This window comes from Novosphingobium sp. ES2-1, from assembly GCF_015169775.1.
In the GTDB taxonomy this organism is placed as follows: domain Bacteria; phylum Pseudomonadota; class Alphaproteobacteria; order Sphingomonadales; family Sphingomonadaceae; genus Novosphingobium; species Novosphingobium subterraneum.
The window spans coordinates 1,086,697-1,101,625 of record NZ_CP063445.1 but is presented as its reverse complement, the minus strand read 5'-3'; the positions used below and the strand labels follow the sequence as shown (position 1 = coordinate 1,101,625).

Here is a 14,929-nt window from a genome sequence, read left to right as displayed (position 1 = left end):
TAAGTCAGTTTCTCTGACGGTTATTTGACATTTGTGACGACCGGACGGAAATCCGCCGGACAGAAAATTGCAGTTTTGTGACAATGTTTCACTTTGATTGCAGTCACTGTCATCGGGTGCATAATCAGACTCAACAAGCGGATGCGCTGACGGAATGCGCAGGAAGCAAAGCAAGGAGAGTCCCGATGTCTGCCACCCTGTATCTCGCAGCCGCACTGATGGCGCAGGCTCCCGCCACGCTGACTGTACCGGCCCCTGCAATCGAGAGTGGTGATGTTGGATACGGCGAGATCATGGCCGGGCGCCCTCGCGCTGCGATCAGCAGAATTGAGGGCAGCGATCTGTTGCGGAAGCAGGATCCGCTGGCCATGATCAACCTTGGCACCGCCTACAAGCTTGTCGGTGAAAGGGAAAAGGCCGCGAAGCTTTACCGCGGCGCAGCTTCAAGCGATCAACGTTACGACGTAGAGCTTTCCGACGGACGCTGGATCGATTCACGCCGCGCCGCGTCGCTGGCAATGAAGCAATTGGACACAAACGAGGTTCTGGCGCTGCGGTGACTAGCGCTCCGGATTTCATCTGCGAAAAATGAGGAAAAGGATCGCAATTCCTAACCTTCGTTGAATTTTCAAAACGGAAATTCTTTGCTTCACTTCGGATGTAGATTCTGGGGTGGGTCTCATATGGTGTCGTTGAAGTGCTTTCTGGGCTATCATCGCCCGGTACGATCGAAAGTGTCGTACGATCTGGAAGGTTATGTAGGACAGTGTGAGCGCTGCGAGCGGAGCATCAAGCGCTTGCGCAAGGGCCGCTGGATCGTACGAAGGCAGTCCCGCCGCTGATCACGGCGTGACGCGGGAGAGACAGCATCAATCACGTTGGGCTCGTGGCGTCGTCGCGCCTTATCGGGTGACGCGCGGGCCGAACGTGAGCGATGCGGCGCGCCAGCTGCGGCGGGCAGCCCTCACCATGTTCGTGGCCCAGATCAGCTTGATCTGGTGCGGCCTTATGGGAGCCGCTCGCCCCGTGCCGCGACGAGCACGGCGTACCAATCCGTTCGTGTCCACCGTACCTTGAGCGCGGCTGCGCCCTCGGCAATGCGCTGTGGCTTCTGCGATCCGATGATCGGCACGATTCCGGCCGGGTGCGCCATGAGCCACGAATAGGCCGCGACGGTCCGCGATACACCTTGTGCGTCTGCCACCGTGTCGAGCGCGGATGCCACGGCCATTTCGCGATCCAGCTTGGGGCCAGCCACACGGCCACCACCAAGCGGGGACCAGGCCATCGGGGTCAGACCCAGCTGCATTGCCTGATCGAGTTCGCCATTTTCGAAGCAGTCGATGCGCAGAGGGCTGATCTCGGGCTGCGTGGTCGCCAGCTTCTCGCCGAGAAAATGATTGAGCGCGGCGATCTGGTGAGTGGCGAAGTTCGATACGCCAAGTGCGCGAACTTTGCCCGAAGCCACCGCATCATCAAGCACGCGCGCGGTTTCGTGCGGATGGGCAAGGATGTCGGGACGGTGGATCTGCCAGAGATCGATCACCTCGGTCCTGAGGCGGCGCAGCGAAGCCTCGATCGCCTTGCGCAGGTAATCCGGGCTCTGATCGTAGGGCAGAGGCGGCAGGATGCCGCCTTTGGTGGCCAGAACCACGCGCTGGCGCAGCGCAGGTTCTGCGGCCAGAACTTCGCCCAGCAGCGCCTCGGCATCACCGAAGCCGCGCTGCCCGTCGAAGCCATAGATGTCTGCGGTATCGAAGAAGGTGATTCCGGCATCGAGCGCAGCGTGAACCAGCTTCGCCGCATCGGCGGCGCTGCGACCGCCTTCGGCGAGACGCCACATACCCCATGCAATCGGCGATACGGCAATGCCGGTGTGGCCCAGTGGGCGGAAGGCAGGCGGAAGTGGCAGTTCGCTCATGAAACAGTCCTGTATGGTGGTGCGACCGACGCGCGCTCTACGAGGATAAGGGGCACGCGACGATGGGTTAAATCACTACCGTCAATGAGAATTTCGGTGGCAGGACAAACAAGCGCCGACGGACGGCGCAGGCAAGCTCGGTGCTTCGGGCGTAGTCCCCTCGCCAGCATGCAGCATGGTGCTGCTTTTTTGGCCTGGATACCTCCACCGGAAAGGCAAAGAGCACGGAAAAATCGCCCCGGAGCACGACAAATCCCTCGAAAAAGGTTAATATTTCCTAATTTTTCATTGGTATTCAAAGGTTTGTAATTGCAAGACAAGAGACATTACAGCATATGTATGGTTGGGGTGGCCAGAGGTATAGCAATGAACAGCCAGGAACGAGAAAGGATCGCAAGGATCACGCTCCTGCTTAACGAATTGCTATCTGCGCCCGAAGAACAGACGCCCACCGACACGCCTCCATCGACCGCTGACCTGGTCGCCATCGCCAAGAGCGAAATCCGCGCCCGCCGTCGCCGGCAGGAGCTTTTCCCAAACATTCAGGTTGCTGACCCTGCATGGGACCTGATGCTGGAGCTGTTCATCAATCAGGCCGAGGGCCGACGCATCTCCGTGACGGGTCTGGGATTGAGCGCGAATGTGCCCGGCGCAACGGTGCTGCGCTGGCTTGCCATGTTCCACGAATCCGGACTGATCCTGCGCGAGCCGGATTCGGCTGACCGGCGGCGCATCTGGGTATCTCTCACCGAAAGTGGATGGGAGAAAATCGCGATGGGAATCACCCCGTCAAAGGCGGGGCAGCAGTCCCAGCGTTCGGAACGAGCCGAAGAAAAAGGCTCCGGCTCTTCGTGGTTGGCAGCCTGACGCTTCAACCGCGACCGCGATAGGGCGCCACGCCTTGATCGGGCAGCCACAGGCCTGCCGGGGGGGCATCGGACTGCCAGAACACGTCGATCGGAATGCCGCCGCGGGGATACCAGTAGCCACCGATCCGCAGCCAGCGCGGCTTCATTTCGGCAAACAGCCGCTGGCCTATGCCAACCGTGACGTCCTCGTGGAATCCTGCGTGATTGCGGAAGGACCCGAGGAAGAGCTTGAGCGCCTTGGATTCGACGATCGTCTCACCCGGAGCATAGTCGATCACCAGATGGGCAAAGTCGGGCTGGCCGGTCACCGGGCATAGCGAGGTGAATTCGGGCGCAGCAAAGCGGATCATGTAGAGCGTGCCCGGACGCGGATTTGGCACATAATCGAGCACGGCCTCTTCCGGAGATGCGGGGAGGGCGGTGTTCTGCCCAAGGAAGAGAGGAGTCTTGGTCATTGTCTGGCCTCTGGATGCGCAGGCGGTGCGAGTTGGTTTCCCGCCAAGCGATCACTTCAAGAATAGAATTGGCTCGCCCATGCACCCGTCGCAGACCGGGAGCAAGTGGCCCGATCGTGCCTCTTGGTTCACGAGGCATTAAACTGGCGGGTTGTCATGCCCCGGCGATGAGGTTGTTCCCGGGGTCATTTGTCATTTCGGCGGCGGCGCTAGCGCTTTGCACAAGCGCGGCGCGCGCGCAGGATGCCACCACGTGGCAATTGCCCCCGTCGGAGAAGCCCAGTTCCGCCGCGCAGGGCCCGGTCGTTCCCGATGCGCCCCCACCCCGCGCCACGACCGGGCAATCCGGTGCAACGCCGTCGCCACCGGTTGTTGCCGTCCCTGTACCGGCGCCGGTACCGTCACCGGCAGCGCCTGTTGCGCTCCCTTCTGCCAAACCAGCGCCTCGGCCATCCGCCCAAGCTGACGTACCCGAAGCTGAGACTGCGGCCCTGCCGACGCAAGCAGCCGAAAGTGCGCCTCCGCTTCCCCAACCGACAGCGGCTACACCAAATTTGCCCGAGCCGATGTCGCCTCCCGCGGTGCCGGTCACGGCGACGACGACAGAGCCCGAAGCGCGAGGCGCCACGCTTTGGCCGTGGGTGGCAGCGCTTGTCGGCTTGCTCGCGGCCGGGGCATCATGGGCGCTGCTCCGCCGTCGACGCACGGCGCCGCCCGAGGTTGCCTTCGAACCGCCAGCGATAAAGGCCGCGTCCCCCGCCAGCTCTCCTGCACAAGGTCCCCACCTGGCGGAGACCGCGCTTGTGCCGGACGCTGCCCTGACGCTCGACCTCGCTGCCGCGCGCATGAGCGCGACCCTCGTCAATGCCACGCTTTCCTATCGGCTGGTGCTGTCGGCCACAACGCAAGCGCAAGACGTGGTGATTTTTGGCGGAATGACTGCCGCGCACGCCTCGCGGCCAGTGCAGGACCAGCTCGACCCGCGCAATGCGCCCGAGTTGCATACGATTCGGTCAATAGGCGCTGGCGAGATCATCGAAGTTGCGGGCGAAATACGCCTGCCCCTCGCCGAAATCACACCGATCCGTCATGGCAATGCCGCCTTGTTCGTGCCACTCGTCAGACTTGAAATGACGGCCACCGTCGACGGACGACCGTTCACCATGCGCGCGGCCTTCGTCGTCGGCCTGGAAGAAGGTGCAGCGGGGCAAAGGCTGCAGCCCTTCCGGCTTGACCTCGGCCCGCGCATCTACCCGAAGATCAGCCAGCGCGCGCTCACCGTTCCAGCGTTTGCGTGAGTTCATCGGGAAAGGTCGCGCGGCTGTCCGTTTTTGTGGTCGACGCACCCGATTGCCGCGTCTAGTCTTGGCCTAACGAACCCGCGCCAGACGGGTCGCACAGCAGGCAGGAGCACGATTAACCATGGACTCACTGGTTTCGACCCAGTGGCTCGCGGACGAAATGGGCGCGAGCGATCTACGTATTGTCGACGCTACGGCATTCTTGCCAGAGCATGGTCGCGTGCCGCGCCTCGAATATGAGGCATGCCACATTCCCGGTGCAGTCTTCATGGATCTGGCCGAACTGGTCGATGCGGCCTCGCCCGTACCCAACACACTGCCGTCGGCCGAAAAGTTCGCCAGCCGAATGCAGACGCTCGGCCTTGGCGACGGCAGCCGTATCGTGATTTATGACGACAGCCCGGTGAAGACATCGACCCGTGCCTGGTTCATGCTGACCAAGTTCGGTGCCCAGAACGTGGCGCTGCTCGATGGCGGGATCGCCAAGTGGAAGGCGGAGGGCCGCAAGTGCGCGCAAGGTGTTGAAACGCTGCGCCAGCGGCACTTTACCGTGTGGTCTGACGAGAGCCATGTGCGTTCGAAAGCCGATGTGCTGGCCAATCTCGACAGCAACGCCGAGCAGGTCATCGACGCGCGTGGCGCCGGGCGCTTTACTGGCGAAGTGCCGGAGACCAACCCTGCGCTGGCGAGCGGCCATATACCCGGCGCGCGCAACCTTCCTTATTCGAGCCTGTTCAATCCCGATGGCACGTGGAAATCGCCTGACGCGATCCGCAGCCTGTTCGAGGCAGCCGGCATCGACCTTTCGCGCCCGCTGATCTCCTCGTGCGGCTCGGGAATGACCGCCAACGTGCTGATTTTCGCGGCACATCTGATCGGCAAGGAAGATGTCTCGCTCTACGACGGATCGTGGAGCGAATGGGGGATGGACCCGGCAACCCCCAAGGCAACCGGCGCGGCCTGAGGTTCCTGTCAGCGATCATTGCTGCTATCGCCCGAGGCCATGAGCAGTTCTGACGATTTCGAGAATTATGGGGCGGCGACGCGGGGCGTGCTGGCTGGACGGCGCGAGGAGTGGACCGGGACGCCAGGGCATCCCGGGGCCGTCGTCAACCCCGCCGTCTGGCGCGCTTCGACGCATCTTTATCCTGATATGTCAGCACTCAGGGCCCATCCAGCCAACGAGGACGGGCGGTTCTATTATGGGCGCAGGGGATCTCCAACTCAGTGGGGACTCTCCGAGGCATTGACCCAACTCGAGGGGGACTCTGCGGGAACTGTGCTCTATCCCTCAGGCGTCGCGGCAATAGCCGGAGCGCTGCTCACGGTGCTGCGTCCCGGCGACGTGCTGCTGATGACGGACAATGCCTACGAACCCTCGCGCATCATGGGACGGAGGCTGCTGAAGGACTTCGGTATCGAGACGCGCTGGTTCGATCCGACCGACCTTGCCTCCTTCGAAGCGGCATGTTGCGAACGGACGCGCTGCGTGCTGCTGGAAAGCCCGGGCAGCCTGACCATGGAGGTGCAGGACGTGCCCGCCATCGCAGCGGCGGCCAAGGCACGCGGGATCGTCAGCGTACTCGACAATACCTGGGCCTCGCCGCTCGGCTTTCAGGGACTGCGCCATGGTGTGGACATCGTGGTGATGAGCCTGACCAAGCACGTTTCCGGCCATTCCGACTGCATGATGGGCAGCGCCAGCGCCGGGCCGGAGTGGTATCGCAAGCTGCGGCTGCGCTCGCAGGGCATGGGGACAGTGGTCTCGCCCGACGATGCCGCGCTGATGCTGCGCGGCCTTCGGACGATGAAGCACCGGCTCGAGGCGGAGACGGCATCGGCGCTGGGAATCGCACAGTGGCTGGAGGGGCGGCCGGAAGTGGCGCGGGTGCTGTGCCCGATGCTGCCGGGATCGCCCGGGCATGAGCTTTGGCGCCGGGACTTCACCGGCGGCTGCGGATTGTTCAGCTTTGTGCTGAAGGGCGGCACGAGCGCGGCGCGCGATGCGCTGATCGATGCGCTGACGCTGTTTGGCATCGGCTATTCATGGGGCGGTTTCGAGAGCCTGGCAACGCCGGTCGATCCGGCGGGCATCCGCACGGCAAGCCAGTGGCCGCTCAAGGGGATGGACGCCGAGGATCGTTTCGGCGTGCGACTTTCCATCGGGCTTGAAGATAGCACCGACCTGATTGCCGATCTCGAGCGTGGGCTTGCCGTGTGGGCAGGAGCGACCGCATGAACAGCTTCAGGCAGCAAGTGGCCGACGTGATCCGAGTGCTGAACGAGATCGGGTTCGATCTGGGGACCTACCACATCTCGGTCTGGGGCGCGCTGCGCATCGTGATCGTGATGCTGCTGGTGATCGTCGCGGCGCAGCTGATCGGCAGGCTGGCGCGGCGCACGTTCCGCCGGTTGACCAGCCTTGACCGCACGCAGCAACTGCTGGGCGAGAAGATCGCCACCATCGTGGTCTGGGGCATCTCGATCCTGGTCGGGATCGACGTGCTGGGGATCAGCCTGACCGCGCTGACGGTGTTTTCAGGCGCATTTGGCCTCGCCATCGGTTTCGGCCTGCAGAAGACCTTCGGCAACCTGATCGCCGGGATCATCCTGCTGATGGACCGCTCGATCAAGCCGGGCGACGTGATCGCGGTGAACGACGGCAAGGGCAATTCGTTCGGCGAGGTCAAGAAGATCGGCATCCGCGCGGTTTCGGTGACCACGCGCGACAATCGGGAATACCTGATTCCGAACGAAAACCTGATGACCAGCCAGGTCGAGAACTGGTCGTACTCCTCGCGCGAGGTGGCGATCAACATTCCCGTTGGCGTGGCCTATGGAAGCGATCTGGAGCAGGTCGAGAAGCTGATGCTTGAGGCGGTGGCCAGTGTCCCGCGCGTGCTGAGCTTCCCCTCGCCCGGCGTGCTGCTGAGCGCGTTCGGGCCGAGCAGCATCGACATGACGATCGTGGTGTGGATCGACGATCCCGAGGGTGGCGTAGGTAACGTGCGGTCGGACATTCTCAAGGCGGTGTGGCGCCTGTTCCGGGACCACGGGGTTCAAATTCCGTTCCCGCAGCAGGATCTGAACCTGAAGGACAGCGAGGGTTTGCGGATGCTGGTAGAGGCTTTGCGGGGCGAAGGTTCCCCTCACTCTCCACCGTCACCCCGGACTTGATCCGGGGTCCCGCTTGTTTCTGCACCGTCGCCCGAAGTGAAAGCGGGACCACGGGTCAGGCCCGGGGTGACGTTAGATCTTGAAGATCGTGTAACCAGGTCCAGCGCAGCCGCTAAAGAACATCTAGGCGGTGGGAAAAGCATTCTCGCTGGTGACTTGCGCTCATCGCGCCCATCTGGCCCCCATGAGCAATCCCTCTTCAAGAGTCGGAACCGTATTCCTTGTCGGCGCGGGGCCCGGTGATCCGGACCTGCTGACGCTGCGTGCGGCGCGGCTGGTGATGAATGCGCGCGTGCTGGTCCACGACGGGCTGGTCGATCCGGCGATCCTTGCCATGGCGCCCAAGGGCTGCCGGATGATCTCGGTGGCCAAGCAGCGTTCGCGCCACACCATGCGTCAGGAAGAGATCAACGCCCTGCTGGTGCGCGAGGCCCTGGCCGGGAATGACGTGGTGCGTCTCAAGGGCGGCGATCCTTTCGTGTTCGGGCGTGGTGGCGAGGAAGCGGAAGACTGCTTTGCCGCTGGTGTCCCGGTGCAGGTCGTGCCCGGAATCAGCGCCGCCATGGGCGCGGCTGCTTCGGCGATGATCCCCCTCACCCACCGCGACGCGGCAAGCATCGTCTCGTTCGTGGCAGGCCAGTGCAAGGGGCTGACCGATCAGAACTGGGCTGGCCTGGCGGGGGTTGGCAGGACGCTGGTGATCTATATGGGCGTGGCGACTTCGGAAGCGATTGCCGAAAAGCTCATGGCAGACGGGCTCGCGCCCGACATGCCGGTGGCAGTCATCGAGAACGCGGCGCGCCCGCAGATGCGCGTGCTGCGCGGAACGCTGGCGGCTCTCGGGCCGCTGGTATCGGAAAACAAGGTCAAGAGTCCTGCCCTGATCGTGATCGGCGAAGTGGCAGGCCGGGGAGACATGATGGAATTGAAGCAAGTTTTGGAGGCAGTGCAGTGAAGATCATCACTGGAAGTGATCTGCGCACCGGCGACGTGATCTGGTGGACCGGCGAAGGCTGGTCGCGCCATGTCAACGATGCGGTGGAAGCAGGCGAACATGCCGAGGCGATCATCGCCCGCGAGAACGCCAAGCAGATTGTCACCGACACGCAGGTGATCGAAGCGACGCTGACCGACGAAGGCGTGCGCCCGGCGCACATCAAGGACCGCATCCGCGCCCTCGGGCCGACGGTCCGCCTCGACCTTTCCCTCAAGCCTGCCGACCCCAATGCCGGCACCTGGGTGATCTGAGATGTATCAGTACGACCAATACGACCAGGCAATGGTCGATGCCCGCGTTGCGGAGTTCCGCGACCAGGTGGAGCGCCGCCTTGCCGGAGACATCACCGAGGACCAGTTCAAGCCGCTGCGCCTGAAGAACGGCCTCTACCTGCAGCTTCACGCCTACATGCTGCGCGTGGCCATTCCCTATGGCACGCTGAGCAGCCGCCAGATGCGCATGCTGGGCGATATCGCCGACAAGTATGACCGCGGCTATGGTCACTTCACCACGCGCCAGAACATCCAGTACAACTGGATCAAGCTGCAGGACGCGCCCGACATTCTCGCCGATCTGGCTTCGGTCGAGATGCATGCGATCCAGACCAGCGGCAACTGCATCCGCAATACCACCGCCGACCAGTTCGCCGGTGCCGCCGCGGACGAGCTGGTCGATCCGCGCCCCTATGCCGAACTCCTGCGCCAGTGGTCGACCTTCCATCCGGAGTTCGACTACCTGCCGCGCAAGTTCAAGATCGCGATCATCGGTTCGGAAACCGACCGCGCAGCGATGAAGCTGCACGATATCGGCATCCAGCTGGTGCAGAACGATGCCGGCGAGATCGGCTGCCGCTTCTACGTCGGCGGTGGCATGGGCCGCACGCCGATGATCGCTCCAGTGATCGGCGATTTCGTGCCGCCGCTGCAGATGATCTCGTACCTCGAAGCGTGCCTTCGCGTGTACAACCGCTATGGCCGCCGCGACAACAAGTACAAGGCGCGCATCAAGATCCTCGTCCACGAGATCGGTGCCGACGAATACCGCCGCCAGGTGGAAGAAGAGTTCAAGCACATCCTGACGCTGGGCCTCGAGCCGCCAGCGGCCGAGCTGGAGCGCATCAAGGGCTACTTCGAGCAGCCGGGCTTCGATGCGAATGCGTCCGACGAACTCGACCTGTCCGATCCCGACTTCGCGCTGTGGGTGGACCAGAACGTCCATGCCCACAAGCAGCCGGGCTACGCCATAGTCAACATCAGCCTGAAGCCGGTTGGCGGCATTCCGGGCGATGCCACGGCTGACCAGATCCGCCTGATGGCCGACCTGGCGCTTGAGCATTCGTTCGACGAACTGCGCGTGACCCATGCGCAGAACATCGTGCTGCCGCATGTAAAGAAGGCTGACCTCTATGGCCTGTGGCAGAAGCTGGACGAAGCAGGCCTTGCCTCTGCCAACCTCGACCTGATCGGCGACATCATCGCCTGCCCGGGTCTGGATTACTGCGCGCTGGCCAATGCGCGGTCGATCCCGGTGGCGCAGAAGATCTCGGAGCGCTTTGCCGACCTGGGCCGTCAGCGCGAGCTGGGCGAGCTGAAGCTGAAGATTTCGGGCTGCATCAACGCCTGCGGGCATCACCACGCGGGCCACATCGGCATCCTCGGCGTCGACCGCAAGGGCGTGGAGAACTACCAGCTCCTGCTCGGCGGCTGCGAGGGCGCGGACACCTCGCTCGGCACGATCACCGGCCCCGGCTTCAACGAGGACGGCATCGTCGATGCAGTCGAGAAGGCAACCGATGTCTATCTCGCCCAGCGCGCCGAAGGGGAGCGTTTCGTCGACACCTTCCGCCGCATCGGCATGGCCCCGTTCAAGGAGGCGATCTACGCCAAGGAGACCGCCAATGGTTGAGCAGAACCTGCGTTTTCGCGATGACGAGCCGGTCGGCGATCCTGCGGTGACGGTCGACGCCTTTGCCGACCAGTCGAACGCAACTGCCGTGCGGATCGAACCGGGCGACGATGCCCGCGCGCTGCTGCCGCATCTCGATCGGCTGGCGCTCGTGGAAGTGAACTTCCCGGCCTACACCGACGGGCGCGGCTATTCGGCGGCGCGTATCCTGCGCGAGCATGGCTATCAGGGCGAACTGCGGGCCGTGGGCGATGTGCTGCTCGACCAGCTTTCGCACATGCGCCGCTGCGGGTTCGACAGCTTTGCGCCGAACCAGCCGATCAGCGTGGAGGCCGCCGAAAAGGCCTTCGCGACCTGGCCTGAAGTCTACCAGAAGACCGTCGACGGACGCCCGGCAATCTGGGCGAAGCGTCACCCCGCCTGAGCTGCGGGAAAAGGACTTAGAAGTATGGACAGCACCGTGAACCGCAAGATCGACCTGATCGATGTGCGCCCGCGCTTTACCGAGACGGACGCGATCCGCCTGAACAACCTGTTCCGGGGCACCGACACGCACGAGATGCTGCGTTCGGTGATCCGCGACGGGCTCGCGGGCGACCTTGCGGTGGTTTCGAGCTTCGGCGCGGAAAGTGCTGTCCTGCTTCACCTTATTGCCGAGGTCGATCCTTCGGTGCCGGTGCTGTTCCTTGAGACGGGCAAGCACTTCCCCGAGACGGTAGCCTATCGCGATGAGCTGATCGGGTTTCTGGGGATGACCAACCTCCAGATCATCGAGCCCGATCCGGAAGTGATCGCCAAGAAGGACGAGAACGGCCTGCGCTGGTCGTGGGACCCCGATGGCTGCTGCGAGATCCGCAAGGTCGAGCCGCTGGCCAAGGCGCTGCTGCATTTCGATGCCTCGCTGACCGGGCGCAAGGGCTTCCAGTCCAAGACCCGCGCCGGTCTGCCCCGCTTCGAGATCGACCATTCCGACGCGCAAGGGCGGCTCAAGATCAATCCGCTGGCATCGTGGGACAAGACCGCGCTGGAAGCCTACTTCGCTCAGCACGGCCTGCCGGCGCACCCACTGGTGGCCCAGGGCTATCCGTCGATCGGATGTGCGCCCTGCACCAGCAAGGTCGCCCCCGGTGAAGATCCCCGGTCTGGCCGGTGGAAGGGCTGGGACAAGACCGAATGCGGCATCCATTCGCCGACGGATGCCAGCAAGCCGGGCGACGAACTGCCACCGGGCTACGATCCGATCTTCTGATCGGCATTTGCCAGTCGCGACAGTGCTCTGCTAGGTCCCTGCGCCGGGACATGGGGGAGTAGTCGGTTGGCAGTGGATGCGCGCAGGATCGGGTTCTGGGCCGGACCGCTGGGGTTTGCCGTAACGCAACTGGCGGCAGCACCGGCTGGCATGCCCGATGCGGCATGGAGTGCGGCGGGCCTTGTCTGGTGGATGGCAGCCTGGTGGATGACCGAGGCGATGCCGCTTTCGGCAACGGCATTCCTGCCTTTCCTCGTGCTGCCGCTGACCGGCGTGGCGGATGCCAACAAGACGGCTGCCGCCTACTACTCGCCGATCATGTTCCTTTTCGTAGGTGGCGCCTTTCTGGCGCTGGCAATCGAGCGGACCGGGCTCCACCGGCGGCTGGCGCTGTTCATAATGGGCCTGGCCGGTGCAAGGCCGGGGCAGTTGCTGCTGGGCGTGATGACCGCGACGGCAGTGCTTTCAAGCTTCATTTCCAACACATCGACGGCCCTCATCATGATGCCGATGGCGATTGCCATGCTGCGTGCGGGCGGCGTGCGCGAAGGGGAAACCGGGGGCATGGCCGGAGCGCTGCCGATGGGCATTGCCTTTGCCGCATCCATCGGCGGGCTGGCGACATTGATCGGCACGCCGACAAACGCCATCGCGGCAGGACTGATCGAGAAGGCGCTGGGGACCCGGGTCACGTTCCTGCAATGGGCGATGTACGGCGTGCCGATCGCCGTTGCCGCCGTGCCGATTGCCGCGTGGATCATCGCGCGGGTGCAGAAGCTGAAGGAGGATGCGTTCGATCCTGCGGCTGCACGCGATGCCATTGGCCATTCCGCGCAATGGAGCGTGGCCGAGCGGCGGTTGCTTCCGGTGGTGCTACTGGCCTTCCTGGCGTGGGTGTTCCAGCCGCTGATCGAAGGGGTGTTTCCGAAGGGTGGCTTCACCGATGGCACGGTGGCTGCGATCGCGGGGCTGGTCCTGTTTTTCCTGCCCGACGGCACCGGCCGCCCGATGCTGACCTGGCCCGAGGCCAATCGCGCACCGTGGGACGTGGTGCTGATGTTCGGCGGCGGCCTTGCCATGGCGATGGGCATGACCGAAAGCGGGCTGACCAAGTGGATGGGCGAGATGCTGCTGCCGCTTGCCCATGTGCCACTTCCGGTGGTTGCACTGGTCCTCGTCGGGTTCGTGATCGTGGTGACAGAATTTGCCAGCAACATCGCGGCGGCGAGCGGAATCATGCCGGTCGTGGCAGCGCTGGTGGCGGCGCTGGGGGCCGATCCGATCCTGCTGGCTCTTCCGGCAGCCTTCGCCGCGACCTGGGGCTTCATGCTGCCGGCAGGAACCGGCCCCAATGCGCTGGCCTGGGCAACCGGGCACTGTTCGATGCGCGCGATGGTCAAGGCAGGCTTCGCGCTCGACGTGGTCGGGGTGTTCCTGCTGGTCGGCGTAGTCTGGACCGTCGCCGCCTTTTCATGATTATGTTACGTAGTCTTACTTGATTTGGGCTTCACCAATCGGTGCAAAATAGTCTAACATCGAACAAACAGGCCTCCCGCTGACTCCCTGTGAACCAGTTCACAGCAGACGGCGCAGAATGAGGCGAAAGAGTGGTCGCACGTTCTTTCGTCAGAATTCGCAGTGGGGAGATTCGCCGTGCGCCGCATTTTCAAGACATTGCTGGCGGGCAGCGCCGGGGCCGCCAGCCTCGCCGCGCTGATGCTGGTGCCGACCGGCGTCGCGACAAGCGCCGACCACCTCGATCCGCCGAGCCGCACCGACGGCGGCGTAGATCCCAACCCGGATATTCCGGCCGACATCGCCGACGTGTTTGCCTGGCATTCGAATGGCACGACCAAGATCGCGATGACCTTTGCAGGACCCGTCTCCGCCGCCGCGACGACGCCGCTCTATTATGACCGGGACGTGCTCTACAAAATCAACATTTCGACTGCGGCACCGGGCAATACCCCCGAGTTCACGATCAAGTATCGCTTCGGGCCGGGCCAAAATCCTGGCGAATGGGGAGTACGAATCGAAGGCGTGCCCGGCGTTAACGGCGTGATCGAAGGTCCGGTCGAGCAGAACCTCCAAAAGGATGGCGTGAAGGTCCGCGTCGGCCTGTTCGACGAACCTTTTTTCTTCGACCTGATCGGTTTCCGCGAGACGCGATCCACCGGCACATTGAAAATCCGCAACGACCGCAACTTCTTCGACACCCAGAACGATACCGCGATCGTGCTTGAAATTCCTGACGCAAACCTTGGCGCAGGGGTAACCAATCTTGGCGTCTGGGGACAGACCGCCCGCTTTGGGGGGAACATCTGATGAGCCTGCGCAAGATCATCCGGATCGCGACGCCGTTCGCTCTGGCCCTGACGCTGGTCGGGTGCGGCGATGATGGTGCTGGTAGCCAAGTCGTCGTCCCGGCCCCGCTACCGAGCTCGACATCGACCGCGACGCCGACTGCCACGGCAACCGCGGTTGCCTACGACTCGACCAAATGCTTCCTGCAGCCGATCCAGGGCCAGAACGGCGCAAACCTCAAGTCATTCATCATTCCGGATACATTGAAGCTCGACCTGACCCGACCGACCAAGTTTCCGAATGGACGCCATCCCGAAGATCAGGTCGTCGACATTCTGCTTGCAACCCTGCTGCTCGATATGAGCGTTACCGGCCAAGGACCATACACGCTGGCAGATGTGCCGCTGAATCCGCAGCGCAATGACAAGTTCTTCCTGCTGACCTTCCCGTTCCTGGCAACGCCGAACGGCACGCCGCAGGTAGCGACCGGCACCGGCACAAACTTCAATTTCCGCACCGACCCGGATTCGGCCTATGTCAGTGTGGACCGCATGGGCAATCCGGCTATCGCTACGGCGCTGGTTAGTTCTTCGATGAAGCTGAGCTACAACGATGATACGCCGACCGGAGACGTCGCTGGCGACAAGTATCTGACCGAATACGAGCACGAACTCGACAAGCTGTTCGGGCTGATTGGCGACGATCTGGAAAAGCTGCAGTTGAAGATCTGCGCGACGAAGTCCTGACAGGC

General features: G+C 63.3%; 16 protein-coding genes. 14 read left to right on the top strand and 2 right to left on the bottom strand.

The window, feature by feature from the left end:
- Positions 1 to 185 precede the first annotated feature (185 nt).
- The gene (locus IM701_RS05340) at positions 186 to 560 is read left to right on the top strand and encodes a hypothetical protein (protein ID WP_193828004.1); all 375 of its coding nucleotides are present in this window, start codon (positions 186 to 188) and stop codon (positions 558 to 560) included.
- Positions 561 to 1,006: 446 nt separating this feature from the next.
- On the opposite strand, the gene IM701_RS05335 is transcribed toward IM701_RS05340, so the two are convergent.
- Complete coding sequence (locus IM701_RS05335) at positions 1,007 to 1,921, bottom strand: aldo/keto reductase family oxidoreductase (RefSeq protein WP_062343647.1); 915 nt, start codon at positions 1,919 to 1,921, stop codon at positions 1,007 to 1,009.
- A gap of 366 nt (positions 1,922 to 2,287) precedes the next feature.
- Between IM701_RS05335 and IM701_RS05330 the strand changes: the two genes are divergently transcribed.
- On the top strand, positions 2,288 to 2,788 hold the full coding sequence (locus IM701_RS05330; protein WP_052242455.1) for a MarR family transcriptional regulator: 501 nt from the start codon (positions 2,288 to 2,290) through the stop codon (positions 2,786 to 2,788).
- A 4-nt stretch (positions 2,789 to 2,792) separates the two neighbouring features.
- Here the strand turns inward: IM701_RS05330 and queF are convergent, their stop codons facing one another.
- Positions 2,793 to 3,245: a preQ(1) synthase gene (queF, locus tag IM701_RS05325; protein WP_039335112.1), complete on the bottom strand. Its 453-nt coding sequence runs from the start codon at positions 3,243 to 3,245 to the stop codon at positions 2,793 to 2,795.
- 566 nt (positions 3,246 to 3,811) lie between these two features.
- Here queF and IM701_RS05320 point away from each other — a divergent pair.
- The 12 genes from IM701_RS05320 (at position 3,812) to IM701_RS05265 (ending at position 14,924) form a co-directional block, all read left to right on the top strand.
- Positions 3,812 to 4,543, top strand: a complete 732-nt coding sequence (locus tag IM701_RS05320) for a hypothetical protein (protein WP_062343645.1) — start codon at positions 3,812 to 3,814, stop codon at positions 4,541 to 4,543.
- A 124-nt stretch (positions 4,544 to 4,667) separates the two neighbouring features.
- Positions 4,668 to 5,510, top strand: coding sequence for a 3-mercaptopyruvate sulfurtransferase (gene sseA / locus IM701_RS05315; RefSeq protein WP_039335116.1), 843 nt, complete (start codon positions 4,668 to 4,670; stop codon positions 5,508 to 5,510).
- Positions 5,511 to 5,549: 39 nt separating this feature from the next.
- The gene (gene metC / locus IM701_RS05310) at positions 5,550 to 6,785 is read left to right on the top strand and encodes a cystathionine beta-lyase (RefSeq protein ID WP_193828003.1); all 1,236 of its coding nucleotides are present in this window, start codon (positions 5,550 to 5,552) and stop codon (positions 6,783 to 6,785) included.
- Positions 6,782 to 7,723, top strand: a complete 942-nt coding sequence (locus tag IM701_RS05305) for a mechanosensitive ion channel family protein (protein ID WP_193828002.1) — start codon at positions 6,782 to 6,784, stop codon at positions 7,721 to 7,723. Before metC ends, IM701_RS05305 begins: the two co-directional genes overlap by 4 nt.
- Positions 7,724 to 7,907: 184 nt before the next feature.
- Complete coding sequence (gene cobA / locus IM701_RS05300; protein WP_062343642.1) at positions 7,908 to 8,678, top strand: uroporphyrinogen-III C-methyltransferase; 771 nt, start codon at positions 7,908 to 7,910, stop codon at positions 8,676 to 8,678.
- Positions 8,675 to 8,971 carry a DUF2849 domain-containing protein gene (locus tag IM701_RS05295; RefSeq protein WP_039335120.1) on the top strand — a complete coding sequence of 99 codons (297 nt, stop codon included), beginning with the start codon at positions 8,675 to 8,677 and terminating at the stop codon, positions 8,969 to 8,971. Before cobA ends, IM701_RS05295 begins: the two co-directional genes overlap by 4 nt.
- Position 8,972: 1 nt before the next feature.
- Complete coding sequence (locus IM701_RS05290) at positions 8,973 to 10,625, top strand: nitrite/sulfite reductase (protein ID WP_062343641.1); 1,653 nt, start codon at positions 8,973 to 8,975, stop codon at positions 10,623 to 10,625.
- Positions 10,618 to 11,049 (top strand): DUF934 domain-containing protein, encoded by a 432-nt coding sequence (locus IM701_RS05285; protein WP_039335124.1) that lies wholly within the window; start codon positions 10,618 to 10,620, stop codon positions 11,047 to 11,049. Before IM701_RS05290 ends, IM701_RS05285 begins: the two co-directional genes overlap by 8 nt.
- A 24-nt stretch (positions 11,050 to 11,073) precedes the next feature.
- Positions 11,074 to 11,874 carry a phosphoadenylyl-sulfate reductase gene (locus IM701_RS05280; RefSeq protein ID WP_039335126.1) on the top strand — a complete coding sequence of 267 codons (801 nt, stop codon included), beginning with the start codon at positions 11,074 to 11,076 and terminating at the stop codon, positions 11,872 to 11,874.
- 72 nt (positions 11,875 to 11,946) lie between these two features.
- Positions 11,947 to 13,350: a DASS family sodium-coupled anion symporter gene (locus IM701_RS05275; RefSeq protein WP_193828355.1), complete on the top strand. Its 1,404-nt coding sequence runs from the start codon at positions 11,947 to 11,949 to the stop codon at positions 13,348 to 13,350.
- A gap of 177 nt (positions 13,351 to 13,527) precedes the next feature.
- Positions 13,528 to 14,199 carry a hypothetical protein gene (locus IM701_RS05270; protein ID WP_039335130.1) on the top strand — a complete coding sequence of 224 codons (672 nt, stop codon included), beginning with the start codon at positions 13,528 to 13,530 and terminating at the stop codon, positions 14,197 to 14,199.
- Positions 14,199 to 14,924, top strand: a complete 726-nt coding sequence (locus tag IM701_RS05265) for a DUF4331 family protein (RefSeq protein WP_062343637.1) — start codon at positions 14,199 to 14,201, stop codon at positions 14,922 to 14,924. The genes IM701_RS05270 and IM701_RS05265 overlap by 1 nt, the downstream gene beginning before the upstream one ends.
- Positions 14,925 to 14,929 lie beyond the last annotated feature (5 nt).